Source organism: Alteromonas sp. Cnat3-28, from assembly GCF_022348265.1.
In the GTDB taxonomy this organism is placed as follows: Bacteria; Pseudomonadota; Gammaproteobacteria; order Enterobacterales; family Alteromonadaceae; genus Alteromonas; species Alteromonas macleodii.
The window spans coordinates 149,363-176,104 of record NZ_JAKREY010000004.1; the positions used below are offsets into that span (position 1 = coordinate 149,363).

19 protein-coding genes and 3 tRNA genes are annotated in these 26,742 nt (G+C 45.5%); 18 read left to right on the forward strand and 4 right to left on the reverse strand.

Annotated features, from left to right (window positions below; all coding sequences use genetic code 11):
• Positions 1-6 precede the first annotated feature (6 nt).
• From metH to MHM87_RS06090, 4 genes are all read left to right on the forward strand, one after another.
• Positions 7-2,631 carry a methionine synthase gene (gene metH, locus MHM87_RS06075; protein WP_239258075.1) on the forward strand — a complete coding sequence of 875 codons (2,625 nt, stop codon included), beginning with the start codon at positions 7-9 and terminating at the stop codon, positions 2,629-2,631.
• Between the two features lie 23 nt (positions 2,632-2,654).
• On the forward strand, positions 2,655-3,245 hold the full coding sequence (locus tag MHM87_RS06080; RefSeq protein WP_239258077.1) for a DUF938 domain-containing protein: 591 nt from the start codon (positions 2,655-2,657) through the stop codon (positions 3,243-3,245).
• A gap of 34 nt (positions 3,246-3,279) precedes the next feature.
• Positions 3,280-3,564: a pyrimidine/purine nucleoside phosphorylase gene (locus MHM87_RS06085; protein ID WP_014948660.1), complete on the forward strand. Its 285-nt coding sequence runs from the start codon at positions 3,280-3,282 to the stop codon at positions 3,562-3,564.
• A 488-nt stretch (positions 3,565-4,052) separates the two neighbouring features.
• Positions 4,053-6,074: a methyl-accepting chemotaxis protein gene (locus MHM87_RS06090; RefSeq protein ID WP_239258079.1), complete on the forward strand. Its 2,022-nt coding sequence runs from the start codon at positions 4,053-4,055 to the stop codon at positions 6,072-6,074.
• Between the two features lie 135 nt (positions 6,075-6,209).
• Here the strand turns inward: MHM87_RS06090 and MHM87_RS06095 are convergent, their stop codons facing one another.
• Together MHM87_RS06095 and MHM87_RS06100 are read right to left on the reverse strand one after the other, a co-directional pair.
• Positions 6,210-7,097, reverse strand: coding sequence for a LysR family transcriptional regulator (locus MHM87_RS06095; RefSeq protein WP_275443221.1), 888 nt, complete (start codon positions 7,095-7,097; stop codon positions 6,210-6,212).
• Between the two features lie 17 nt (positions 7,098-7,114).
• Positions 7,115-8,083 carry a hydrogen peroxide-inducible genes activator gene (locus tag MHM87_RS06100; RefSeq protein ID WP_014948663.1) on the reverse strand — a complete coding sequence of 323 codons (969 nt, stop codon included), beginning with the start codon at positions 8,081-8,083 and terminating at the stop codon, positions 7,115-7,117.
• A 158-nt stretch (positions 8,084-8,241) separates the two neighbouring features.
• On the opposite strand from MHM87_RS06100, the gene MHM87_RS06105 reads away from it, so the two are divergent.
• The 4 genes from MHM87_RS06105 (at position 8,242) to betI (ending at position 13,870) form a co-directional block, all read left to right on the forward strand.
• Complete coding sequence (locus tag MHM87_RS06105) at positions 8,242-8,895, forward strand: carbonic anhydrase (protein ID WP_014948664.1); 654 nt, start codon at positions 8,242-8,244, stop codon at positions 8,893-8,895.
• A gap of 11 nt (positions 8,896-8,906) precedes the next feature.
• On the forward strand, positions 8,907-10,544 hold the full coding sequence (locus tag MHM87_RS06110; protein ID WP_239258081.1) for a SulP family inorganic anion transporter: 1,638 nt from the start codon (positions 8,907-8,909) through the stop codon (positions 10,542-10,544).
• A gap of 253 nt (positions 10,545-10,797) precedes the next feature.
• Positions 10,798-13,221, forward strand: coding sequence for a TonB-dependent receptor (locus tag MHM87_RS06115; RefSeq protein ID WP_239258083.1), 2,424 nt, complete (start codon positions 10,798-10,800; stop codon positions 13,219-13,221).
• A 73-nt stretch (positions 13,222-13,294) separates the two neighbouring features.
• A complete protein-coding gene (gene betI / locus MHM87_RS06120; RefSeq protein ID WP_069943918.1) occupies positions 13,295-13,870 on the forward strand; it encodes a transcriptional regulator BetI in 576 nt (191 codons plus the stop codon).
• 227 nt (positions 13,871-14,097) lie between these two features.
• Here the strand turns inward: betI and MHM87_RS06125 are convergent, their stop codons facing one another.
• On the reverse strand, positions 14,098-16,173 hold the full coding sequence (locus MHM87_RS06125; protein ID WP_110287704.1) for a M13 family metallopeptidase: 2,076 nt from the start codon (positions 16,171-16,173) through the stop codon (positions 14,098-14,100).
• Positions 16,163-17,488: a GNAT family N-acetyltransferase gene (locus MHM87_RS06130; protein WP_239244418.1), complete on the reverse strand. Its 1,326-nt coding sequence runs from the start codon at positions 17,486-17,488 to the stop codon at positions 16,163-16,165. The genes MHM87_RS06125 and MHM87_RS06130 overlap by 11 nt, the downstream gene beginning before the upstream one ends.
• Before the next feature lie 118 nt (positions 17,489-17,606).
• Here MHM87_RS06130 and MHM87_RS06135 point away from each other — a divergent pair, with 118 nt between their 5' ends.
• From MHM87_RS06135 to MHM87_RS06180, 10 genes are all read left to right on the forward strand, one after another.
• Positions 17,607-18,065, forward strand: a complete 459-nt coding sequence (locus MHM87_RS06135; RefSeq protein ID WP_239244420.1) for a regulatory protein RecX — start codon at positions 17,607-17,609, stop codon at positions 18,063-18,065.
• Between the two features lie 297 nt (positions 18,066-18,362).
• Complete coding sequence (gene alaS / locus MHM87_RS06140) at positions 18,363-20,960, forward strand: alanine--tRNA ligase (protein ID WP_014948671.1); 2,598 nt, start codon at positions 18,363-18,365, stop codon at positions 20,958-20,960.
• A 134-nt stretch (positions 20,961-21,094) separates the two neighbouring features.
• A complete protein-coding gene (csrA, locus tag MHM87_RS06145; protein WP_012517705.1) occupies positions 21,095-21,286 on the forward strand; it encodes a carbon storage regulator CsrA in 192 nt (63 codons plus the stop codon).
• Between the two features lie 565 nt (positions 21,287-21,851).
• Positions 21,852-21,943: transfer RNA gene (locus tag MHM87_RS06150), tRNA-Ser, on the forward strand.
• A gap of 37 nt (positions 21,944-21,980) precedes the next feature.
• A tRNA-Arg gene (locus tag MHM87_RS06155) sits at positions 21,981-22,057 on the forward strand.
• Between the two features lie 53 nt (positions 22,058-22,110).
• A tRNA-Arg gene (locus MHM87_RS06160) sits at positions 22,111-22,187 on the forward strand.
• A 239-nt stretch (positions 22,188-22,426) separates the two neighbouring features.
• The gene (locus MHM87_RS06165; RefSeq protein ID WP_239258085.1) at positions 22,427-22,759 is read left to right on the forward strand and encodes a hotdog domain-containing protein; all 333 of its coding nucleotides are present in this window, start codon (positions 22,427-22,429) and stop codon (positions 22,757-22,759) included.
• Positions 22,760-23,301: 542 nt separating this feature from the next.
• On the forward strand, positions 23,302-23,610 hold the full coding sequence (locus MHM87_RS06170; protein WP_039233292.1) for an OadG family transporter subunit: 309 nt from the start codon (positions 23,302-23,304) through the stop codon (positions 23,608-23,610).
• Between the two features lie 19 nt (positions 23,611-23,629).
• Positions 23,630-25,450 (forward strand): sodium-extruding oxaloacetate decarboxylase subunit alpha, encoded by a 1,821-nt coding sequence (gene oadA / locus MHM87_RS06175; RefSeq protein WP_239258087.1) that lies wholly within the window; start codon positions 23,630-23,632, stop codon positions 25,448-25,450.
• Between the two features lie 3 nt (positions 25,451-25,453).
• On the forward strand, positions 25,454-26,584 hold the full coding sequence (locus tag MHM87_RS06180) for a sodium ion-translocating decarboxylase subunit beta (RefSeq protein ID WP_014948675.1): 1,131 nt from the start codon (positions 25,454-25,456) through the stop codon (positions 26,582-26,584).
• The last annotated feature ends 158 nt before the right edge of the window (positions 26,585-26,742 follow it).

Here is a 26,742-nt window from a genome sequence, read left to right on the forward strand (position 1 = left end):
GGCATTATGAGCGCAGAATTTTCTACATTTATTAATATCGGTGAGCGTACCAACGTAACAGGCTCCGCTCGTTTTAAACGACTTATTCTTGAAGGTGATTATGAAACTGCACTTGATGTCGCAAGGCAGCAAGTAGAGAACGGCGCGCAGATCATCGATATCAATATGGATGAGGCCATGCTTGATTCTAAGCAGGCCATGATCACCTTTTTGAACCTAATCGCCTCTGAGCCTGATATTAGCCGCGTACCTATTATGATCGATTCGTCTAAATGGGATGTTATCGAAGCAGGACTTAAGTGTGTACAGGGCAAAGCGATTGTTAACTCTATCAGCTTAAAAGAAGGGGAAGCGCTCTTCTTAAACCAAGCCAAGCTAATAAAGCGCTATGGTGCAGCAACCGTAGTGATGGCGTTTGACGAAACTGGTCAGGCTGACACGCAGGCTCGAAAAGTAGAAATTTGTCAGCGTAGCTACAAGCTGCTGACAGAAGAAGTCGGCTTTCCACCTGAAGATATTATTTTTGACCCTAACATTTTCGCAGTAGCGACGGGTATTGAAGAGCACGATAACTACGCGGTTGATTTTATTGAAGCTACCCGTGAGATTCGTAAAACCTGCCCGTACTCTCATATTTCCGGCGGTCTTTCTAATATTTCATTCTCGTTCAGAGGTAACAACCCAGTACGTGAAGCTATGCACTCGGTATTCCTATATCACGCTATTCGAGCGGGTATGGATATGGCTATTGTGAATGCAGGTCAGCTAGAGGTATATGACGAAATACCGGCTGAACTTCGAGATGCGGTTGAAGACGTGATTTTAAACCGCAGAAGTGATGCCACTGAACGCTTACTCGATATTGCACCGAACTATCAAGGCGATGGAAAGGCTGCCGCAAAAGAAGATTTATCCTGGCGCGAGCAAGAGGTTAATAAGCGCTTAGAGCATGCCCTAGTTAAAGGGATCACCGACTACATCATTGATGACACCGAAGAAGCGCGCCAGCAAGCTGAGCGTCCATTACACGTTATTGAAGGGCCGTTAATGGACGGCATGAACGTGGTGGGAGATTTGTTCGGCGAAGGTAAAATGTTCCTTCCTCAGGTAGTAAAGTCGGCACGTGTAATGAAAAAAGCGGTAGCCCATTTACAGCCATACATTGAAGAAGAAAAGTCAGACGACGCGAAAAGTAACGGCAAAATTCTATTAGCCACGGTAAAGGGCGATGTTCACGATATCGGCAAAAATATTGTTGGCGTGGTACTTCAGTGTAATAACTTTGAAGTGATTGATCTTGGCGTAATGGTGCCAGCGGCGACAATCTTACAAACCGCTAAAGATGAAAACGTTGATATGATAGGCCTGTCGGGCCTTATTACACCTTCACTAGATGAAATGGTTCACGTTGCCAAAGAAATGGAGCGTCAGGGCTTTGATATCCCGCTGCTTATTGGCGGGGCGACTACGTCTAAAGCGCACACTGCGGTAAAAATTGAACAAAACTACCATGCGCCTGTAGCCTATGTTCCAAATGCTAGTAGAGCAGTAGGCGTATGTCAGCGCCTTCTAAACAAAACGTCCCGCGATATTTACGCGCAGGAATTGGCAAAAGAATACGATACGGTACGTGAACAGCACGCCCGCAAAAAGCCGCGCAGCAAGCCGGTGACGTTAGCTCAAGCCAGAGAAAACGCTTTTAAGCCAGATTTTACGACTTTGCCAGTAAAACCTGCGAGCCTGGGTGTAACACCGGTAACCGCCGATTTGGCTACGCTGCGCAACTACATTGATTGGACGCCATTTTTCTTAACCTGGTCTTTGGCAGGCAAGTACCCACGTATACTTGAAGATGAGGTGGTGGGAGAGCAGGCACAGTCACTGTTTAACGACGCCAACGCCATGCTGGATAAAATTATCGAAGAGAACAGCCTTCAGGCGAAAGGCGTTATCGGCTTGTTTCCTGCCAATCGCGTTAATGACGATGTTGAAATTTATACCGATGAGTCGAGAAACCAGATTCAAGGTGTTGCCCATCACTTGCGTCAGCAAACCCTAAAAGACAAATTCGCTAATTATTGTTTAGCAGACTTTGTAGCTGAAAAGTCGAGTGGCATAAATGATTATGTGGGCGCTTTTGCCGTCACCGGCGGTATAGGTGAAGACGAGCTTGCTGATAGCTATATTCAGACTGGCGATGACTACAACGGCATTATGGTTAAAGCGGTGGCAGACAGGCTTGCCGAAGCGTTTGCGGAATATCTGCACGAGCAAGTGCGTAAGCATTACTGGGGTTACGCCGCTGACGAATCACTAAGTAACGAAGAACTTATTCGCGAAAAATACCAAGGCATTCGACCGGCACCAGGCTACGCCGCGTGTCCCGAGCATACTGAAAAGCAGCTTATTTGGGATTTATTGTCAGCAGAGCAGCATACAGGTATGAAGCTTACGGAAAGTTACGCCATGTGGCCGGGGGCGTCAGTATCGGGTTGGTATTTTGCTCACCCTGATGCCAAATACTTTGCTGTCGCCAAAATTCAAGCCGACCAAGTAGAAGATTACGCCACACGTAAAGGCTGGACCCTAGAAGAGGCTGAAAAGTGGTTGGGTCCAAACTTAAGTGATTAATGCTGATTAGGCAGGTAACGTGTATGCAAATCGAAAAGCCTTTTAGTCAGGCTTGTGAGAACAACAAGCGCGCCATTTTGAGCGTGCTTGAACGTAAATTTGCCAATTGCCGACAAGTATTAGAGATAGGGAGTGGAACAGGTCAGCACGCCGTATTTTTGGCTGAGCATTTGCCCCATCTTATTTGGCACACAAGCGACCAACCACACTATCACGAAGGCATTGCCGCGTGGCTGAGTGATTCAAATACGCGGAATGTGAAACCTCCCATTGCATTCACCGTTGGGCAAGATGACTTTCCCAACCTCGACATAGACGGCATTTTTACGGCAAACACCGCGCATATCATGCAAAAAGAAGAGGCGAAGCTACTCATGGAATCAGTAGCGTTGCACTTACCCATAGGGGGCGTTTTCTGTCAGTATGGCCCTTTTACACATAGTGGTAAGTTTACTTCTGAAAGTAACCAAGCCTTCCATACTTCGCTTTTAGCGCGTGGTTATGGTGGCTACCGCGATATCAATGAGCTTACTGCTTGGGCAGGCGAGCTAAGCTTGCAAGAAATAATCGACATGCCCGCCAATAACCATATGCTTATTTGGCAAAAACGCTAGAAAAGCATCTCTTGCATCAATGAAAGGAGTAATTATGAGCTTTAAAGTAAACCATTATTTCGACAATAAAGTGAGCTCGATTGGGTTTGAATCTGCAAACGGCCCCTGTACCTCGGGCGTGATGTCGCCGGGTGAATATACATTTTCTACATCACAAAAAGAGCTAATGAAAGTGGTTGAAGGTGAGCTAGTTGTGAAGCTTCCGGGAAGTGACGAATGGCAATCTTTTGCTACAGGCACCAGCTTTAATGTACCCGCCGATGCTTCTTTTGACGTAAAAGTGTCTACGCCTACCGCTTATCTTTGCTTTTACAGCTAATTCTTAAAAGCGTTTAATTCACTCTGTATTTAAACTTTCGTAGAATTGACTTTCAGAGGTTGTAAAATTTCTCTGTATATCTCAAAGTATTAGAAGTGCAAGCGAGCTCGGCTCACTTGCGCTTTTATACTAATAAAACTAAACCTGAAATGTGAGCGAATTATCAGGGCCTGTTGACCTTTGATGTACGAATTTTGGTCTAAATGGAAGCCTTTTAATCGCGAAACAGTCCTGCAAGCCTAGTGGGCTAAGTTAAAGGGCTGTGACAAAGAGTAAAAGGCTTCCATAACGACCCCTTCGGGCAGCGCCTTTGTGCCATCTATACTGCGTTGAATGTTTTCGACTTAGAACCACGAAACCGTCAAACATCCGCCTTGTCTAGATGGCACAAAGACCGCTGCAAAAACGTACAACAAAGGTCAACAGGCCCTAGTGCTGGAATACACTTTTCACACGTTGTGGCGTTTAGTAAACAATGAGAAGTACAAATGAAATCCATATCACTCCAAAAAAAGTTCATGCTTATCGTTGGCGGTAGCATAGCTTTGATGTTACTCATTACGGCGTTTTTCTTAGTCAATACCGTTGCAGATAACACCCGCAGTCGCGTAGAAAAAGAGCTTAAATCCTTAGTTGCACGTGAGGCTAATGACGTTGAAGGCTTCTTCGCAACCTATGGCGGCGTTGCTAGAGCATTCCTAAGTAGTCCTTTTCTACAAGATTTTTTTACGCGCCATAACACGCGAGGGGCGCCCGAAAGCCAACTGACTCAATCCAAAGATATCTATGCCACATTTGAGGGCATCAGCAGTCAAGATCCCATTATTAAATCGGCGTTCTTTGGTTCAGCTAAGACGGGTGAATACTTCTATGAAGAGGGCCGAGTCGGCGTCGACACTTCGGGTCCTGATGCTGGCAATCCTAACGCCGGTTACTTTGCAACTAAGCGTCCGTGGTTTACTACTGCCGTTGAAAAAGGAAAGCTATACGTAACGCCTCCTGCTGTCGATTCCCAAGATGGAAGCGTATCTGCAGTAGTACAAACCCCGATATACAAAAATGGAGCGTTACTAGGCGTTGGCGGTGTCGATATTCTTATTAGCACGGTGGGTAAGGTCATAGATGCCATTCGTTATGAAGAACAAGGCACGGCGTTTTTACTCGATGAAAACCAAAACATTGTTTACTTTCCAAAACAGAGCAAAGCGTTGCCACTAAGCTCCTCTATTCGCAACTTTGACAGCGTGTTTGATAGCACTGAAGGGTTTGGCAAGTTGGCAAGTAATATAGCGGCTAATGAATCTGGTATTGTGCACGTAACCTGGAAGGAGGAAGACTATGTTGCGGTTTTTGAGCACGCTCAGTTAACTAACCCACAAATGAATTGGTCGCTGGGCATTCTTATCCCTGCAAGCATCATTGATAGCCCTATAAATAATGCAATTACTACGGCAATTATCGTCGCCTTTGTGATTATTGGATTAATAGCGCTTATTACTTATTTTGCGAGTGCTAAAGTCACTCAACCTTTGGTCGAAATGCGCAACGCAATGGCGGAAATAGCGCATGGCGACGGCGACTTAACCAAGCGTCTGGAAGTTAAGAGTAACGACGAAATCGGTGCGCTTGCCATAGAGTTTAATACCTTTACCGATAAACTAAGATCATTGCTAAAAGATGCTGCCGCTAACACTAAGGCTGTTTCTGATGCAGCGGATCACCTTCGAGATGTGAGTCACGCGACTAGCAAGGAAATTAACCAAGAGCGTAGTCAGGTGGACAATGTGTCTACGGCAGTCACGCAGATGGCTGCTACCGTCGTTGAAATTTCAAAAAATGCGGCACAGTCCAGTGACGCTGCGACTAAAGCAGATGAATTGGTACAAGCCGGCAGTGAGCAAGTGCAAGATGCCATGAGGGAAATTCGCGCGCTGGCTGACGCCATCAGTCAGGGTGTTGAAGTTGTGGGCGGATTGAGCAAAGAGTCAGATAGCATCGGTGCTGTAGTCGATGTAATTAACAGCATAGCTGAACAAACTAATTTACTGGCATTAAACGCAGCCATTGAAGCGGCGAGAGCCGGTGAACAGGGGCGCGGCTTTGCCGTTGTTGCAGATGAAGTTCGCTCATTAGCAAGTCGTACACAAGAATCGACGACTGATATACGAAAAATGGTAGAGCGATTGCAGGCGATGTCTGAGCAGACCAACAGTGTTATGCAGGAAGGACAATCCCGTTCTCAATCTGGTGTCGATAAAACAGAGAAAGTGGTCGAAACGCTTAAAGACATTACCCAGTCTATAGGTTTGGTTCACGAGCAAAGTACTCACATAGCACTTGCGACCGAGCAGCAAACGGAGGTGGCGCAAGATATTAATAAGTCGCTCGTAGCTATCACTGGTTTAAGTGATAAAACTAGTCAGCATGCAGAAGAGTTAGCTGTGGAAGCTACGCAGTTAAGTGCCGTTTCTGGTGACTTAAAAGAATTGGTGGGGCAGTTTAAAATTTAGCGCCATTCATACCGTTAACCGCGCATAATGCGCAATAGTCTTTAATTAGAGCGTTGTCGCTTGCCAACATTGTTGGCAAGCGAGTTGTTTTATTCCTTAGTTTGACATAAGTTTCCGAAATAAAGTTTGGAAAACCTATGGCTTGTGCGTTTGCGAAAGGGCAATGAAATCATCTACAAACCCCAATACGTCCTGCGCTTTTCTATGACCCAAGTACAGCGTTTTTGATACACCTTGTTCACCTAGCGACCGACAAGTCAGGAGATCGCTTTCTTTTGATTCATCAATTAACCATTTAGGTAGCGCAGTAACACCACGTCCCGCTGCTACCATTTGTAAGATGATCTCTGTGGTTTCAATCGTTTTATGTTGCCTCACTGTGCAATTGGCAGGAGTAAGAAAATGCGTGAATACGTCCAGACGACTAAGCTCTACCGGATAGGTTATCAGGGTTTCACTGCTTAAATCTTGCGGTGTTATGAAAGGCTTCTTCGCCAAGGGATGGTGCTTATCCATTACCAACACTTGTTCGTATTCAAATACCGGCGTGTAAGTAATAGTATCGAGTGAAAGTGGGTCTGGCGTGAGTAAAATATCAATGTCATAGCCATGAAGCGCCTGCAATCCGCCGAAAGAAAAAGCTCTACGTACATCTACATCAACATCTGGAAAGGTTTTCAAAAAAGGCGCCACTACCTTGAGCAACCATTCAAAACACGGGTAGCACTCCATCCCAATACGTAATATGCCCTGTTTACCATCAGCGAATCTGCGTAATTGGGCTTCAGTATGCTCAAACTGGGGTAAAACTCGGTGAGCTAAGCCCAATACACTCTGACCTGCCTGAGTCAGCGTGAGTCTTCTGCCGTCTTTTTTCCAAAGCGGTACGTCAAAATGGGCTTCCAACTTTTTCATTGCGTGGCTTAACGCTGACTGGGTTAGAAAAAGCGATTTTGCCGCTTCTGTCATCGTGCCTTCAGCATCTATCGCTCTTACTATTCGTAAATGTTGTCTATCAATCATAATAAATTACAACCAGTTTAACGTTTTTGAAGAGGGCTTGGGGCAGCACTGACTATAGTCACGGCGTCCGACAGGCGAGTTTCAATTATCTCTTTTATGATAATTGATATTTCTCTAAAGGTCTTTCGTCCAGGCGCAGTGTTTCTCCACGCTAATGAGTGCTGACGCTCAATAGGCATATCGGCAATCTCACACACGTGTAACGCTTCAGGCTTGTGCAACTCAGAATGAATATAAAGCCCTGGTAGGAAGGCTACACCCATGCCCATTACCACCATTTGACGCAAAGTATCGAGGCTGGTGCCCTCATAATCACGCTGTAAATCTGCCCCAATCTCATCGCAAATGCGCTGCACTTGATGATGAAAGTGATGTCGGTCTTCGAGTGTTAACACTTTCTCGCCGCTTATTTCTTCTGGCTTAACATAGGCTTTTCCTGACAATTTGTGATCAGAAGGCGTGACGAATTTTAAAGGCTCTTTGAAGAGTGGTTGCGTGATCAATTGAGAGTTTTCGCCCGAAAGTGGGGAAAGAATTAGGTCATATTCACCACGCAGTAGACCGTGTTGCAATGCGTTAGGGGCGCCTTCTCGAACATAGAAGCGCAAGCCGGGCTTCCGTTTGTGCAGATCTGGTAGCACAAAGGGAAGTAAATAAGGCCCTAGTGTTGGCGGTATCCCTAACCGGTAGGTTACAACTTCACCCTCGGACAAGTCTCGTGCAATTTCGCTGAACCGTTGAGAGGCCTGCAGCACCTCTTCCGCTGCATCAAGCAAGGCTTTACCTTGGGGAGATAACAGCGTTCCCGTGCGTGATCGTTCAAAAAGCGTTAGCCCTAAAAGGTTTTCTAGCGCACTGATCTGACTGGTCAGAGTAGGCTGACTAATTCCCAATATTCCCGCTGCTTGCCTGAAGCTTAGGTATTTAGCCACTGCAACAAAATAGCGGATTTGGTTAATTGACGGGGTCTTTCCGTTGAATTGCATGGTGAAAATGGCTCTCTCTTACTATGCTTATGGGTAGTGTTACGTAAGCAGTGATAGTATTTAGCTATCGCGAGTTAGTATATTAAACTATTAATCTATCAGGTGAAACTGGCGTAATTACATAATCATTACAATTATTAAAAAATTGGGAGTTATATATGGATCACGTTATCTCAGGTGTTGCCAAATTCCAGAAAGAAGTTTACCCAAACAAAAAAGCTACGTTTCAAAAACTAGCTACTGGGCAGAACCCTGAAGTGCTTTTCATTACGTGCTCTGATTCACGTATCGACCCGAACTTAGTAACACAAACTGATCCGGGTGAGCTATTTATCTGCCGTAATGCGGGCAACATCGTACCTCCTCACAGCAACCAAACTGGTGGCATGACAGCGTCTATTGAGTTTGCAGTTGCTGCACTGGGCGTTTCTCACATTGTTATTTGTGGCCATACTGACTGTGGTGCAATGAAAGGCGCCATCAACCCTGAAGGCTTAAGTGCGCTTCCGCATGTAAAAGAGTGGCTAGGTCATTGCCGTGTTGCAACTGAAGTTGTTAAAGAGCGCTGTGGCCATTCAGACCTTTCTATTGACGATCTAGAAGCGGTAACGAAAGAGAACGTTGTTCAGCAAATTCAGCACCTTCGTACTCACCCTGCTGTTGCTGCAAAAATTGCAACAGGTCAGGTTAAGCTTCACGGATGGGTATATAACATTGGTTCAGGTGAAGTGCTTTACTACAACACTGAGTCTGGTGAATTTGATGTAATGGACGAGTCTACTGCCGAAGCACAACTTGCTCGCGGTGAATAAGGTCTATAACGATGGTAAAAATTAACCTTTCAAACCTACGAGGCGATTTTACCGGCGGTTTAACAGCCGGTATCGTTGCTTTACCACTGGCGCTTGCACTTGGTGTCGCGTCAGGCTTAGGTCCAATGGCGGGTCTGTACGGTGCTATTGCGGTTGGCTTCTTTGCCGCACTTTTCGGTGGTACACCAGCACAGATTTCTGGTCCAACGGGGCCTATGGTTGTTGTTCTTGCAGGCTTGTTCGCAAGTCTATCAGGCGACACCAGCCTTATATTCACAGCGGTGATATTGGCCGGTATATTCCAGATTGTTTTTGGTGTCCTTGGTATTGGTCAATACATTCGCCTAGTGCCTTACCCGGTAATATCGGGCTTTATGTCGGGCATCGGTGCAATCATCATTATTCTTCAAATCGGCCGCTTACTGGGCCATGAGCCTCCAGGTGGAACAATCGGCGCATTGACATACTTGCCAACCGCGCTTGCCGATATTAATTTTGCAACCTTGGCGTTAGGCCTTGGTACCTTGGTTATTGCCTACAAATGGCCACCGCAACTAGGCAAGTATGTGCCTGGTGCACTGGCTGCACTTATCATTGGCACGCTTGTAAGTTTAGCGTTGTCTGTGCCAATTCTTGGTGATATCCCGACGGGTTTACCTAGCCTTCACCTTCCAGTATTTGACCAAAGCAAAGCACTGCTTATTCTTGAAGCCGCGTTTATTCTAGCTGTGCTGGGAGCCATCGATAGTCTACTTACATCTCTTGTTGCTGATAACATGACGCGTACCCGTCACGATAGTAACAAAGAGCTAATCGGCCAAGGTATTGGTAATACATTTGCTGGTCTTATCGGCGGTATCGCAGGTGCAGGCGCTACCATGCGTACGGTTGTAAATATCCGTAGCGGTGGTAAGTACAACATTTCAGGTATGGTACACGCACTAGTTCTTCTAGCAATTGTGTTAGGTCTTAGCCCGCTAGCAGCGCAAATTCCTCACGCAGTTCTTGCTGGTATCTTGGTTAAAGTTGGTTTAGATATCATCGACTGGAGTTACTTGAAGCGCGCTCACAAAGGCCCACGTTGGGACTTCGGCCTTATGATTATGGTGCTTGCGCTAACGGTATTTGTAGATCTGATCACAGCAGTTGGTGTTGGCGTGGTATTCGCAGCATTAGCTTACGTTAAGCAAATCGCACAGCTGCAAATTGAAGAGCTTAAGAAAATCCCTGAGTCGTTAAACGACCCTAAAGACAATGAGCTATTGGAATCTCTTAAAGACAAAGTATCAATCTTTAGTTTTGGCGGACCACTAAGCTTTGGTGCGGCTGCCGATTTGGGCCACCACGTTCGTGAGCGTGTAAAGCCGGGTTCTAAAGTCACCATTTTAGATTTCTCGCGCGTTCCACTTATGGATGTTTCTGCTGCGATGGCAGTTGATACAGTTACCTCAGATGCACTAGCGGCAGGTCGTCAGCTGGTTATTTGCGGTGCTAATGCAGAAGTCAATAAGGTGCTTGAGGGCGTAAACGAAGCGCACCCAGGTATCCCTAACTTTGACACGCTCCACGACGCCTTGCTTTACGCAGAAAAGCAAGTAGCCGGGACTGAAAGCAAAAACACCCGTTTTCAAGCCGCAACGCAGTCGTAAAGTAATATCAAGGTAAGATAAACCTTTCCCTTTTGGCCCTCCTTAGTGAGGGCTTTTTTGTGTCTGTTAGGCAAAGATTTCTTTGCTAAATTTCTGGGGCAGTTTATAGCTGATGCGTGTTTACTTGGATGTCATTGAGTAAACAAACATGGAAAATGTTTTATTAATTGATTGTTCAATTAAACTTAACGCTACTGTAACAATTCCTCCCTAGAGTAGTGAGTAAACATTACACAACTACTTTGGGAAACACATGAAAACACACAATAAACTCTCGTTAGCTGTACTTGCAGCACTTTCGTCTATGACTACACCTACAGTGGCGTGGGCAGAGGAAGCAGAGCGTGCTGACGAAGAGCGCATAGAAGAAATTACCGTTGTTGGGCGAAGCGTTTCTTACGCGAATAACGCAACGAGCGACGATATGTTTAAACAACAGGCTAATCTTAGCAGTGTGTTAGCCGCGGTTGATAACCTGCCGGGTGTGCTTATTAACGAAGGTGATACCTTTGGGGCTGATGACTGGTCAACGTCTATTGTTATTCGTGGCTTTCAAGTAAACCTAAACGAGCAGCAAATTGGCATGACGGTAGATGGCATCGCCAACGGTAACTCGAATTACGGTGGTGGCGCGAAAGCGAATCGCTATATCGATACCGAAAACGTAAAAGGCGTTGAAGTTTCTCAGGGTACGGCGGATATCGCTTCCCGTTCACACGAAGCCTTGGGCGGCACACTGAATTTCACCACCATTAACCCGTCTGCGGAGCAGGGCTTAATAACCAGTGTGACTGCGGGTTCATTTGATGCGTCAAAATATTATGTACGCTACGAAACAGGCGAAATCTTTAAAGATACTTACGCGTGGATAAGCCTTTCAAGTCAAGAAAGTTCTGACTTTATGCAGCAGGCAGCAGAGAACACCCGTGATCATTTAGCCCTGAAGTTTATCTCTACCGTTAACGACGTGTCTCTTACAGGTTACCTGTCTTACGACGATACCCACGAAGATAACTACCAGCGCATATACGGGCTGGCGCAATATGAGCAAAATCCAGATTGGGACCAGTTAACTGACGAGTGGACAGGCGTGCCTTATCAAGATCAGGCGTATCGTCGAGGTTGGTCTACCCTACGCGAAAACCTTTTCGCTTATTTACAGGCTGACTTTACTATTGGCCAGGTCGATTTTATGACTAACGTGTATTATCACGACAATGAAGGACGCGGCGAATGGGTTCCACCCTATATTGTTGATATCACTGATGACGGAGCAGAAGGGCACTCAGAGCTTATTGTTGGAAATACGGTATTCGGTGGAGAGGAGCTGGGACAAATCTACTTTGTTGATAGACAAGGCAACCAGCTAAGCCCTATTGAGGGGTGTCAAAGCTCACTGACCTTCCCTTATGGTGGTGCAGGTGCAGAATATGACCCAGGCTGTCATGCGCAAGGCGCTATTCCCGTGGGCTCATATCGTCATACCCATTATGATAAAGAGCGTTTTGGCATTAATGCTGATGCTGTGTGGTACACCAAAATTGGTGATTTTGATAATACCGTACGTTTTGGTATTTGGTGGGAAGACTATGAGCGTGGCGAGTCTCGCGATTGGCATAAAATTACCAACTCGTCTATTAGCGTCGATTATGACAACGTGCCTTACTGGGTGCAGTACGACAGAACCTTCCCAGTTGATACCTTGATGTACTATGTGGAAGATGAGCTTGATTTAGGCTTTGCCCGCATCCGTGCTGGTGCCAAGAAGTTTAACGTAGATATCGAGAAAACGGACAACTTTGATTCAGCCAACAACTTAGCGGTGAATACTGACTCAGATACCTTATTCTCAGCCGGCATCGTTGCACCTTTACCCATTGAAGGAGTGGAAGTTTTCGCAGGTTACGGTGAGAACTTTGCGGCAATTAAAGATGCGCAACTAGAGCGCAACGATACTGACCTTCGCTTTATAAAGCCAGAAACAGCCGACAACATTGACGTAGGTTTCCGCTACTCTTCACCTGGCTTCAATGCCAGCGTGACTTACTACAATATTGAGTTTAACGACCGTATTCAATTTACCAGTAACGAAACCTCAGAGGGCATAGACTTTCTTGAAGCGGCCGCGGGTGGATATAAAAACGTGGGCGGTATTGAGTCTAGTGGTTTTGAAATTTCAGCAGACATTATGCTAACCGAAGAATTCTCGTTGTTTACTTCTATTACCTTAAGCGAGTCAGAATATGTAGCGACGGTAGGTAGTTCAGGTACGCAATACGATACACTTGACGATGCGCTGGCAGCCATCGCTGACCCTGAAAACCCAGAAGTGTCACTGGTAGCTATTGAAGGTAATACGGTTATCGGTACGCCTGACACTATGGCGGTAATTAGCCTTGATTGGGCACGCGATAACTTCTTTGCAGGCCTGTCTACCAAGTACGTTGATAGCCGCTACCTGGATATTGATAATGCAGCACAAGTTGATGACTATATCGTTAGCGACTTCTATATTGGCGGCTTTATCGAAAACATTGGTTCAGGTGCTGAAGAGCTAGAAGTGCGTTTAACAGTAAACAACCTGTTTGATGAAGACTATGCGTCTACCATTGCACCAGGTGCATTTTGGATTGGCGCACCTCGCGCTGTTGCAGTCAACGCGCGCTTAACCTTTTAATCGTGATATCATGCCTGCGGCGGCATTGTGCTGTCGCAGGTTATTTTTTAGATTTAAGGTTTGGAGTTGTAGCATGCCCAAGGTGGGAATGGAGCCAGTTCGCAAGAAGCAATTAATAGAAGCAACGCTAGAAGTGATGGCAGAAGTTGGCTATCACGGTACAACGATTAGCTTAATTAGCAAAAGAGCTGGGCTTTCTTCAGGGATAATCAGTCACTATTTTGGTGACAAGCAAGGTTTAATTGAAGCAACGATGCGCCACCTTCTCGATGCGCTAAAAATCACGCAGCGTATTGACGATCCCCTAGAGCGGATTGATTTCATTATTGAAAATAACTTTTCACAAACGCAAGGGGCGAGTTCCGCCACCAATACCTGGTTTAACTTCTGGGCGTTGTCACTACACAACGAAGGCTTGCATCGTTTGCAGTGTATTAACCACAAACGCTTAGAGCGTAATTTAGCGTTTAGTTACCGCAAGCTACTTAAACCTGAGCAGGTCAAAAACGCCGCTGCGTCTACCGCTGCATTAATTGATGGGTATTGGCTTCGTTATTCCATGGGCAGTGTGGGTAACGGTGATTTTTCAGAAGCTGTAGCCCGTTGTAAGCAATACGTTCGCGATTTAGTTGCCCAATACGGAAGATAAATAAGCAAACGGAAGTTAAACAAGTACTCGCGGCTGGCGTATAAGTACCACTGATCGAATACTGATTAGAGAAATAAAAAGGGCGGTTCGAGATAAGTCGAACCGCCCTTTTTAATTATCTACACTTTCTAAATGAGCTATGCGGACTGGTATTAGCTGGCGCCAGATACAAATTCTATCCGGCGCGAGAAGCTAGCATGTGCTCACTAAGTGCTAAACTCAATGAGCTACCAAATTCTAACGCGTTCTTCAGGCGCAAGATAAAGTGCATCACCTGGTTTCACGTCAAACGCTTCATACCATGCATCATGGTTTCTTGGAGCTTGTGCACGATAACGACCTGGCGCGTGTGTACCTGCGCGAAGTTGATTCAACATGCTTTCTTCAGTGCGTTTTTCTTTCCACACTTGTGCCCATGCAAGGAAGAAACGCTGATCGCCTGTTAGGCCGTCAATTACCGGTGCTTCTTTGCCGTTAAGGCTAAGTTTGTAGGCGTGGTAAGCCATGGCTAGACCACCCACGTCACCAATGTTTTCACCCAAGCTGTTGCGACCATTTACGAAGTTACCTTCGATAGGCTCGTACTGGCTGTATTGCTCGGCTAGCATATCTGCTTTTTCTTCAAACGCTGCGCGGTCAGCATCGGTCCACCAGTTGCGCTGAATACCGTTTGCATCTGACTTCGAGCCTTGATCGTCAAAACCATGTCCCATTTCGTGACCAATTACCGCACCGATTGCACCGTAGTTAACTGCTGCGTCGGCGTTTGGATCAAAGAATGGTGGTTGCAAAATAGCCGCTGGGAATACAATTTCGTTGAACGAGCTATTGTAGTAGGCGTTAACGCGCTGCGGTGTCATACCCCAGCGATTGCGATCTGTTTTCTCTAGCTCACGTTCTACCGATTGGTCTTGGAAGAATGTGCGTAGGTTTCGAACATTGCCTACTAAGTCTTTGTCGCTGATGGTTACGCCGTCGAAAGACTGCCATTCGTCTGGGTAGCCAATTTTAGGGTTAAATGCCATTAGCTTTTCTTTGGCATTTACCTTGGTTTCTTCGCTCATCCAGTCTAGGTTTTCAATACGCTCACCTAGTGCTGTACGCAAGTTCTCAACCAGCTCTGCCATCTGCTCTTTTGAGCTTTCTGGGAAGTATTCGTTTACGTAAATCTTGCCGATAGCAAAACCAAGTGACTCAGTACCAGACATTTGGCTCACTGCGCGTTTCCAACGAGGACGAGGCTCTTGCTGACCGCTTAGTGTACGACCAAAGAAGTCAAAGTTGGCTAGGTAGATATCTTCAGAAAGGAAATCCGCATTGTTTGAAATAGTGTGATATTTCAAGTACGACTTCCAATCAGCGAGATCAGCTTCGTTAATAATTTTAATAACGTCTTTTACTGGCTCAGGCTGTGTAATATTTAGCTCAGGTACCTTATAACCGGTTTGAGCAAAATACGTATCCCAATCAAAGCCAGGGTACTCGTCAGACAGCTTGCTACGTTCAATCTGGTTGAGAGTAAGATCGCGGTCACGGCGTTTTTCGCGAGGCCACTGAATTTCTGCAATTTGTGTTTCAAGGGCAAGAATGTTCGCCGCTTTTTCAGCTGCGTTTTCTTCGCCTGCAAAATTTAGCATCTGCTCGATGTGCGCTACATAAGCTTCACGAATTTTAACAAAACGTTCGCTATCGCTCAGGTAGTAGTCGCGATCAGGAAGGCCTAAACCACCAACACCAACACTTAATTGGTATTCATTTGGGTCAAGGCGGTTGTACCACATACCGCCGCCAATTGGCGTGGTTGAGCCTACTAACCAGCTGTTACCAAATGCTTTGGTTAGGTCAGTTTTGTTTTCAATGCTATCGATAGACGTGAGTACGTCTTTAATTGGCTCAATACCTTTTTCGTTGATGGTATCTGTATCCATATAAGCAACAAAAAAGTCGTGAACAAGCTTTTCTTCTGCATTTAGAGAAGACTTTTCCATTAGCCCATCAATGATGTTTTTAACTTGCTCTTCACTACGCTCTGCAAGACCCGTAAACGCGCCGTAGCGAGTTTTGTCAGCGGGCAGCTCGTAGTTGTCGTACCATGTACCGCTCGCGTACATGAAGAAGTCATCACCAGGTTTTACCGCTTCATTACGAGCGGTCAAGTCTACGCCAAAAGAGCCTAGTTCCGCTTCGCCCTTCATTTCTGGCGCTTCAACATTGCTGGTTTGTTCTTGGGCTTGTTCAGGCTGACCGCAACCAGCAAGTCCCAAAGATGCCGTAATCGCTACGGCAAGAAGTTTATATTTCATCGTTTTTCTCGTTGTGATTATAAGTGTCGTCGTTAGGTGCAGTGACACTCGTTGTTTTTAAAGTAGGCACAAATTCCTTGTTAAACGGTAAAGCATTCCGTGCCTGATTAAAATAGCTTGCGATATGTGGCGTTTCTCGCTGTAAAAAGTCTGCTACAGCAGTGTGAAACGACGGATGTTGTAATTTGTGATGAGAACGGCAATAAATAGGCTCGAAGCCTCGAAGTATTTTATGTTCACCTTGGGTGCCGGGATTAAAAAGCGATAGCTTTTTCTCAATGGCGAATTCAATGCCTTCAAAATAACAGCAGGCAAAATGTAGCCCGTCTATTTCTTTCAGTGCTCCCCAGTATCTGCCATACAGTCCTGTCTCATCATAGAAAAAGAGGGCGCTGGCTACTGCTACCTCATTCTCTATTGCCGTCACTATAAGCATGTTATCGCTCATGCTCTCGACTAGCTGCTCGAAAAACGCATCGTTCAAATATCCCACGTGACCGCTTCGTTTTAAATAGGTTGCTTTGTAACACTTTGTGAAAAACTGCAGTATCTCTGGACTAATCTCATTGCCAGTATGATGGGTAAAGCGGACGCCTTGCTCGTTCAGTTTACGTCGACTTTTCTTGATATCTTTTCTTTTGCGGGAGGTAAGCGCGTTAAGAAAATCGTCGAAATCACCATAACCGTAGTTATGCCACTGAAACTGAACTGCGTATCGGGTCAGGTAGTGGTTGGGAATACTGGGTTGAACTTTGAATTGGTCATTAGGCAAATCAGCGGCTAATGCACTGGCCTCAGGCTCGCCTTTACCAATAAGTTGAGCCGAGGTGCTTTCATTGGGAAATAGCCAATGAAAAGAAGATAAAGCCTTACCAAATACGGACTCTACATACGCTGTCAATGTATTTTCTAGTTCACTTAAAAGTGACGGAGTAAGCGCAATGTGTCCATCAGAAAGTAGTCTAGAGCCTGTTACGGGGGTAAAGGGGATGGCCGATATCCATTTAGGATAATAGTCGAGACCGTGCTGTGCATAAGCATTAGCCCATGCGTGGTCAAACACGTATTCACCGTAGCTGTGAGTTTTCAGGTAGCCGGGAATAACAAGATTTGCAGCCTCATGCTGACCTTTCGCTATAGCAATATGGCAAGGCTGCCACCCAGATTCATTGCTGCACGAGCCGCTGCGTTCTAGCGCATGTAAGAATTCATAAGAAACGAAAGGACCCGATTCTTTTGCGAGGTATTGCCAGCGCTCTTTAGAGATCTGTTCAATCGAATCTATTATTGTTATGCGATAGTTGGATGCTGTCATGCAGTTTACATCATGTAGAGGTTAAGTGCGTAAAACGCTAGATAGTCGCAATGTACGAGTAATTAACGCTAAAATAACGCGGTTTCTACGTTTAATACAGAAGAGTAAGTTTACAAAAATGTCAGAGTTCGACCGAAAAATCATTACCGACGCGATTACTCGCATGCTGGCACGACGAGAGCATAGCTTTAACGAGATTATGCGAAAGTTGCAGCAGAAGGGAATAGCGAGTGATGCTTTCATGCCTATTCTGGAGAAATTCAAAGATGCTGATATCCAAAGCGATGCTAGATTTGCAGAAAGCCGAGCTCGCGCACTGTATTTAAAAGGGAAGGGACCCCGCGCAATTAAATTAGACTTACAGCAATACGGTGTAGATGAAAGTACTGCAGAACACGCAATGAGAGAGATTGACGCTGACTGGTTTGAAAGTGCTAAAAAAGTAAAAGAGAAAAAGTTTGGCGAGTTTTATGAAACCGAATTCGCGTTGAGACAGAAGCAGAAACAATTTCTTCAATATCGTGGCTTTTACCAAGATCACATTGAATATGCGGTAAGCGCAAACGAATCTAGCTAAAACGGCTGGTTTATGCTCATGTTTACCGACAAATAGATGCCGTTGGCGATTCGTTTTATGAATACTGGCTATTTTCGTCGATTTAAAGTGAAATTTGAGCCTATCTTCTCCCCGTTACACTTAACAAAATTGCGTTATCCATGGTATTGTTGCGCAAATTTGTGTGCATTTTAATTATCCAGAGAATTATAGCGAGGATAAGCGTATTGCGTATTCGCAAACTGCCCCGATTATAAAGCTCATCAGAACAGGCAAATCGCACGTTTCAAAAATAAAATAAAGGAAGTTAGGTTTTCAATGACATTATCAACTGCTGACTTACGTAACAAGTTTATCGATTATTTTAAAAGCCATGGCCACCAAGCGGTGGCTAGCTCGTCACTGGTTCCGGCAGATGATCCCACACTTCTTTTTACCAACGCGGGCATGAACCAGTTTAAAGACTGTTTTTTAGGTGCGGAAAAACGCAGCTATACCCGTGCGGTATCGTCACAGCGCTGCGTTCGCGCAGGTGGTAAGCATAACGACCTTGAGAACGTAGGTTACACTGCGCGTCACCATACCTTTTTTGAAATGCTGGGTAATTTCAGCTTTGGCGATTATTTCAAAAAAGAAGCGATAGAGTTTGCGTGGAATTTCCTTACCAAAGAAATTGGTTTGCCAAAAGAAAAGCTCTTAGTCACCGTTTATTCTGAAGATGACGAAGCTTTCGACATCTGGGAAAACCATATTGGTGTTCCAAAAGAAAAGATTATTCGCATTAGTACGTCAGATAACTTCTGGTCTATGGGCGATACCGGTCCATGTGGTCCTTGTTCTGAAATCTTTTACGATCACGGTGCGCACATTTGGGGAGGTCCTCCGGGAACACCAGAAGAAGACGGCGACCGCTTTATCGAAATTTGGAACCTGGTATTTATGCAGTTTAACAAACAAGCTGACGGTACCATGGAACCACTCCCTAAGCCTTCAATCGATACCGGTATGGGCCTAGAGCGTATTTCCGCTATCTTGCAGAACGTGCACAGCAACTATGAAATCGACCTTTTCCAAAACTTGATCAAATCAGCAGCATCAATTGTTGGAAGCGAAGATTTAGAAAATAAATCGCTACGGGTTATCGCCGATCACATTCGTTCGTGCAGCTTCTTAATTTGCGATGGCGTTATGCCATCAAATGAAGGGCGCGGATACGTATTACGTCGCATTATTCGTCGCGCTGTTCGCCACGGCTACCAGCTTGGCGCAAACGATATCTTCTTCTATAAGCTTGTAGCATCACTTGCCAAAGAAATGGGTGAAGCGTATCCAGAACTTGTAGACCAGCTACCGGTAATTGAAAAAGTACTACGTGTTGAAGAAGAGCAGTTTAGCAAAACGTTAGCCCGTGGTATGGCTATCCTAAACGATACATTAGAAACTCTAGAAGGCGACACAGTGCCGGGTGACGTAGTGTTCAAGCTTTACGACACCTATGGTTTCCCTACTGACTTAACCAATGATGTAGCACGTGAGCACGACCTTAAGATTGACGAAGAAGGTTTTGAAGCTGCTATGCAAGCACAGCGTGCCCGTGCACAGCAGGCTAGCAACTTTGGTGCAGACTACAATAGTAAACTCGCCATTGACCACACAACCTCATTTACTGGGTACACCGATGTAGAAGGCCAGGCGAATGTGGTTGAACTTATTGCCGACAATGCGTTTGTTGAGAAGCTTGAAGACGGTCAAGAAGGCGTTGTGGTATTAGACAGCACACCGTTCTACGCTGAAAGTGGTGGTCAGGCTGGAGATAAAGGTGTGCTTCGCGTGGCAAACGGTGAATTCATCGTTACCGACACCCAAAAAATGGGTAATGCGTTTGCACACAAAGGTATTGCTAAAGGTTCGGTATCTAAAGGTGATACGGCAACCGCAGCGATTGATGCAGCAAATCGTGAAGCTATTAAAAAGAACCACAGCGCAACGCATTTACTTCATGCAGCACTGCGTGAAATTTTAGGTGAGCACGTAACTCAGAAAGGTTCATTGGTTGAAGCGCCGCGCATGCGTTTTGACTTCTCGCACTTTGAGGCAGTAACGGCTGAGCAACTTGCTGAGATTGAAAGACGAGTTAACCAAGAAATACGTGCAAACCACACGTTAGCAACTGAACTAATGGATTTGGATGAAGCCAAAGCATCAGGCGCAATGGCGCTATTTGGTGAAAAGTACGACGAAAAAGTTCGCGTGGTAACCATGGGGCCATTCTCTGTTGAGCTATGTGGTGGTACTCACGTTACACGTACTGGTGATATTGGCTTGTTTAAAATTACCAGTGAAGCGGGTATTGCATCGGGCGTTCGACGTATCGAAGCAGTTACTGGCGAGCATGCACTTGAAGTCGTGCAAACCCAACAAGCGACACTGTCTTCATTGTCAGCGTTATTGAAAACAGACAGCCAAAATGTACTTGATCGCGTAGTTTCTCTACAAAATCAGACTAAAGAACTAGAAAAAGCGCTCAATTCTGCGAAACAAAAACTGGCGAGTCAGCAAGGTGCTGATATGCTTAGTAATGCAGTAGAGATAAATGGCGTTAAAGTTCTTATTGCGAATTTGGAAGGTGTTGAAGCGAAGTCATTGCGTTCAATGATGGATGACATTAAAAACCGAATTGGTGAAGGGATCGTAGTATTAGGTGTGGCTAATGACGCGAAAGTGAATCTTATTGCTGGCGTTACTAAAAACCTCACTAGTAAAGTTAAAGCGGGCGAGCTAGTTAACTTTGTCGCATCACAAGTAGGTGGCAAAGGGGGCGGTCGTCCAGATATGGCACAGGCAGGCGGTGACCAGCCTGAAAACTTAGGCCAGGCGCTAGATTCGGTTAACGCTTGGTTACAAGATAAGCTATAATTATTTTTGTGTATAACAGTGAGTTTTTGAAGTGACGCAGAAACATGGAATCACTGTCGCTTCCATCGGGTCGTGCCGATGGGTTGGCAAATCTTAATGGATGATGTTCAGTATTAAGGAACAGGAGCAAGCGAATGCTTATTTTGACTCGTCGAGTTGGTGAAACGCTTATGGTTGGTGACGATGTAACCGTTACCGTACTAGGTGTAAAAGGGAATCAGGTACGTATCGGTGTGAATGCACCAAAAGAAGTTTCTGTGCACCGTGAAGAGATATACATGCGCATTCAAGCAGAAAAAGGCGGTCAGCCAGGCTCTGCAGAATAATTGCATTATACGCTTCATTGGAAAAGGTCAGCTTACGCTGGCCTTTTTTGTTTTAAGTGAGTAAATCTTATCGGGCTTTAGCGCAAGTCTATTGTTTCTGTTCTATTTCGCCAGAAATGACGTTGTGATGTCTCGCGCTAACGACCAAGTTAAGTCTCTGGGTCGTGCACAGCTTTTTTCTAGCATAATGCCTTCTGGGGGGGCGATTTTTAAATCGAGACATTAACCGCTTTATCTGAGATTTTGGAGCGCTTTTAAATAACTTAAGTAAGTAATACGAATCAGCGTACTTGGTTTTGAACAAATAAATTCAAAACTTTTTGATATTATTTTTGAAAAATTGACTAAATTATTAAGGCGGGTCAGTTAAAACTGCAATGAAGCTGCGCATATTCAAATGCAAATTAACGAGCATCGTTAAATAAAATTCGGTTTAATTGCTTGTATTGCGAACAAATTACTGGTTTTTTGCTCGAATCGTTTAAAATGGCAGCGGGTGAACAATTTCTTTATAAAAAAGGTTTGACTCAGGCCAATGAATCCGTAAAATGCACCCCGCAGTCAAGGAGAGGTGGGTGAGTGGCTGAAACCAGTTCCCTGCTAAGGAACCATACGCATATACGCGTATCGAGGGTTCGAATCCCTCCCTCTCCGCCATTATTCGTTGGCAGTGACGGCCAACAACAAGTTTTGCGCGTGTGTAGCTCAGCTGGATAGAGTACCTGGCTACGAACCAGGCGGTCGGAGGTTCGAATCCTTCCACACGCGCCACTTATTTTAAGGCGTCACCTTTTGAGGTAGAATTCAAAAGTACACAAGTTTACGCGTGTGTAGCTCAGCTGGATAGAGTACCTGGCTACGAACCAGGCGGTCGGAGGTTCGAATCCTTCCACACGCGCCATATTGAAAAACCCACGTTTTTAGGTGGGTTTTTTCATTTCTACTCCTTTTATTTTTGTTCTCTCCACTTTCGTCTAAGCGCGCTGTTTAAAATTTAAGCTAAACTTAATGTGTCTAACAGCAGTAAAGCGCGAGGTACGCTATGGCACATCCATCTACTACTTTTCGATTTTTAGCTGAACCTACCGACGTAAACTTTGGCGGTAACGTTCACGGTGGCATGCTCTCTATAACAGCTTAATGAAATGGATTGACCAAGCAGCCTATGCCTGTGCCGCGCAGTGGTCCAAATGTTACTGCGTCACGGTGTCTGCCAATGGCATACGTTTCATAAAACCTATAAAAGTAGGTCAGCTAGTTGAGATAACCGCATCGTTGGTACACACTGGAGCGTCAAGTATGCATATCTATGTTGTGGTTAAATCGGGCGACGCCACGGAAAACACTACGTCTGTCGCAAATCGCTATTTAACTTTTATGGCGGTGGACTGTGAGGGAAACCCAGTAAATGTGCCTGCTTACGTACCCGAGGATGAACGACATATGCAGCTAGATTTATACCAGTCCGCATAGATAATCACCCACTCAGCGAGAGTTAAAATGTTCGTAATCGCGGCGTGTTACCGTAGGTATAGTGGTTCTACATCAAGGTGACACAACAAAGAGTACGGACATTTTAAACTCGCCCTTCGGGAAGGTCTGGCAAGCTTCCTAGCTACATTCTGGGAATTTGAAAGGGAACAGCCATTCCTGCATTCCCACGCTTTGCTAGGAAACTTGCCAGCGCCTTCTGAGTGGGCGATTATCTATGTGGATTGGTATTGTTGGCGATGCATGCGAAAGATTTCGCTAAACAGCTAGACAGTGACTTTACGGAAAATATAGGCTTTCATTAAGGCGTGAGTATAAATGAACGTAAACGTAGATTGCTGGCATCGGCAACGCTTATGCTAATTCCTAAAATATACTTTTGTTGCAAATTTATTAAAGAATAATGCATTAAGTTTCATTTTGGCGGGTTTTATTCATTTTAAAGTGGTTTTTTATGCTGCTTTGTTGTGTTTTGAAAAACCACGTGATACTTATTCAGGTACAAAATAACAACAGGATTGAATATGGATTCGGGATCCGTCGCTAGCCTGCTCTTTGAAGCAGGTTCTCTTATGCTTATAGGAATGGTATTTGTTTTCTCATTCTTAGGGCTTCTTATTGTGGGTATTCATCTCATTGCCCGATTTTGTGAAGCTTTTCCTGGTGAAACAGCAGAGCCTTCAGCTCATTTAAAAGAGCCTTCAGCAAATTTAAAAGGGCCTTCAGCTAATTTGAGTCGAAACAATCAAGCGGTACAACCAGGAATAGACGGAAACGTTATCGCAGCTATTTCTGCCGCAATTCATACCCATCGCCAAAATTCTAAAAAATAAAGCCTAATCAGGAGTTACCATGTCTAAGCCTCTGGCCCTTACCGAGCTGGTTCTGCGTGATGCCCACCAATCCCTTCTTGCTACGCGCATGCGTATTGAAGATATGCTTCCCATAGCGGAAAAACTAGATAAAGCTGGCTTTTGGTCAGTTGAATCTTGGGGTGGTGCTACATTCGATGCCTGTATTCGTTATTTAGGGGAAGACCCTTGGGAGCGCATCAGAAAGCTAAAAGCAGCCATGCCTAACACGAAACAGCAAATGCTGTTGCGTGGTCAAAATCTATTGGGTTACCGCCATTATGCTGACGATGTTGTCACTCGCTTTGTAGAGCGTGCTCACGAAAGTGGCGTAGATGTATTTAGAATTTTTGATGCCATGAATGACATTAGGAATTTGAAAACCGCAATAAAAGCGACCATAGACAGTGGCGCTCACGCGCAAGGGACAATTTCTTATACGGTAAGCCCTGTGCACAATCTTAAGCTTTGGCTCGAAATGGCGAAACAGCTTGAAGACCTAGGGGTTCATTCTATCTGCGTAAAAGATATGGCTGGGCTTTTAAAACCGTACGAGTGCGAGGCATTGATTACCGGATTAAAAGAAACGGTTGATGTACCTATTGCCATGCAGTGCCATGCCACAACAGGGTTGAGTACGGCGACGTATCAAAAAGCTATCGATGCCGGCATTGATATGCTGGACACGGCTATTTCTTCAATGAGCATGACTTATGGTCATAGCGCAACTGAGACCATGGTTTCTATCGTAGAAGGTACAGAGCGCGATACGGGCATTTCATTGCCTGAGCTTGAAGACATTGCCAGTCACTTCAGAGAGGTAAGAAAGAAATACAGCAAGTTCGAAGGCAGTCTCAAAGGGGTAGATGCACGTATTCTTTTGGCTCAAGTACCGGGCGGAATGCTAACCAACATGGAAAGTCAGCTTAAAGAGCAGGGCGCTGAAGATAAATTCGAAGAAGTGTTAAAAGAAATTCCACGGGTAAGGGAAGATCTTGGGTTCATTCCTCTTGTTACGCCAACCTCACAAATCGTGGGCACGCAGTCAGTGCTTAACGTACTCACCGGCGAGCGTTACAAAAGCATTACAAAAGAAACCGCAGGCGTTCTTAAAGGTGAATATGGCGCTACCGCAGCACCAGTAAACAAGGAGTTGCAGGCGCGTGTGCTTGATGGCGCAGAGCCCGTGACATGTCGCCCTGCTGACAATATTGCACCAGAGCTGGATACACTGAGTAAAGAGCTTGATGAACTGGCTGAGAAAAAGCAACTCTCGCTGTCAGACGATAAAATTGATGATGTTTTGACTTATGCCTTATTCCCGCAGATAGGCCTAAAGTTTATCGAAAACCGCGGCAACCCTGATGCGTTTGAACCTGCACCTAGCGCACAAGAGTCGCAAAGCTCGAGTGCGCCTAAGCCTGCTGAAGCCAAGTCAAGCTCACAAGGGGCTACCGCGAGTGAAACTTACGACGTAAACGTAGATGGAAGAGTGTATCGCGTAGAAGTGGCACCTTCAGGTACGCTGACGAGCGTTACACCTGCTAGTGGCTCTCAGACGCAAGCACAGCCTCAAACTAAGAGTGCTGCGCCATCAGACTCTAACTCTTCTCAGTCTATTGATGCACCGCTTGCAGGTAACGTATTTAAAGTTTTGGTGAGAAACGGCGACAGCGTGTCAGAAGGCGATGTGGTGATGATCCTTGAAGCCATGAAAATGGAGACAGAGATCCGCTCCGCATACACCGGTACGGTCACCGACATTACTGTTAGTGAAGGCGATGCCGTAACCAGTGGTCAACCGTTAATCTTATTGGGGTAGTACATGGATAAGTTAATGGTACTTTGGGATAGTACCGCGCTTGCGCACTTTGAAGCCGGCCAGCTTATAATGATGGCGGTGGGTTTCGGCTTGTTGTACTTGGCCATTGTTAAAAAGTTTGAGCCATTGCTCTTATTACCCATTGGTTTTGGTGCATTGCTTACTAATATCCCTATTGCTGGTTTTTCAGAAGCGGGTGGCTTGCTGCACTACATATACAAAATCGGCATAGATACAGGGGTATTTCCTCTGCTCATCTTTATGGGCGTAGGCGCAATGACTGATTTCAGTGCGCTTATTGCTAACCCTAAAATGTTGTTACTTGGCGCAGCTGCGCAGTTCGGTATTTTTGCTACCTTGTTTGGCGCGATAGCGTTAAACCTTATACCTGGCTTTGAGTTTACGTTAAAAGACGCGAGTGCCATTGCTATCATAGGTGGCGCGGATGGGCCTACTGCCATTTTCCTCGCCTCACGGCTTGCGCCTGATTTGCTTGGTGCGATTGCAGTCGCTGCATACTCTTATATGGCGTTGGTACCTATTATCCAGCCGCCCATCATGAAAGCGTTGACCACAAAAGAAGAACGCGAGATAAAAATGGGTCAACTACGACCTGTGTCAAAGCGAGAGAAGATTATTTTTCCGCTTGCTGTTCTGTTTATGACTATCTTGTTTTTACCTGCAGCAACGCCACTTGTCGGTATGTTCTGCTTCGGTAACTTAATGAAAGAGTGTGGCGTGGTAGACAGATTGAGCAAAACAGCCCAAAACGAGCTCATCAATACGGTCACTATTTTCCTTGGTTTAGCAGTAGGATCAAAGCTATCAGCTGAAGCATTCCTTACGGTCGAGACTTTAGGTATTTTGGGGCTTGGGGCTATCGCGTTTGGTATAGGCACTGCCGCAGGCGTACTCATGGCCAAGCTTATGAGTAAGCTGTCTGGTGGCAGTATAAATCCACTGATTGGCGCAGCTGGCGTCTCTGCTGTGCCGATGGCAGCCAGAGTGGTGAACAAAGTTGGGCTAGAAGCAAACCCTCATAACTTCTTACTTATGCATGCAATGGGACCTAACGTGGCTGGTGTGCTAGGTAGTGCGGTTGCCGCAGGTATTCTATTGGCTCTGGTTGGCTAGAAAGCACAAATGCATTGCTGTACAAGGGGCAATTTATTTGCCCCTTTTTTATTGCATGGCGTTTGTTCAAAAAAAGGCTTTCTAGGGTTTTCTTTTTGTGACGAGTAGAGCGTGCCAGTTCGGTACGTAAGTGCGCTTCTCAAAGAAAACAGCACCCA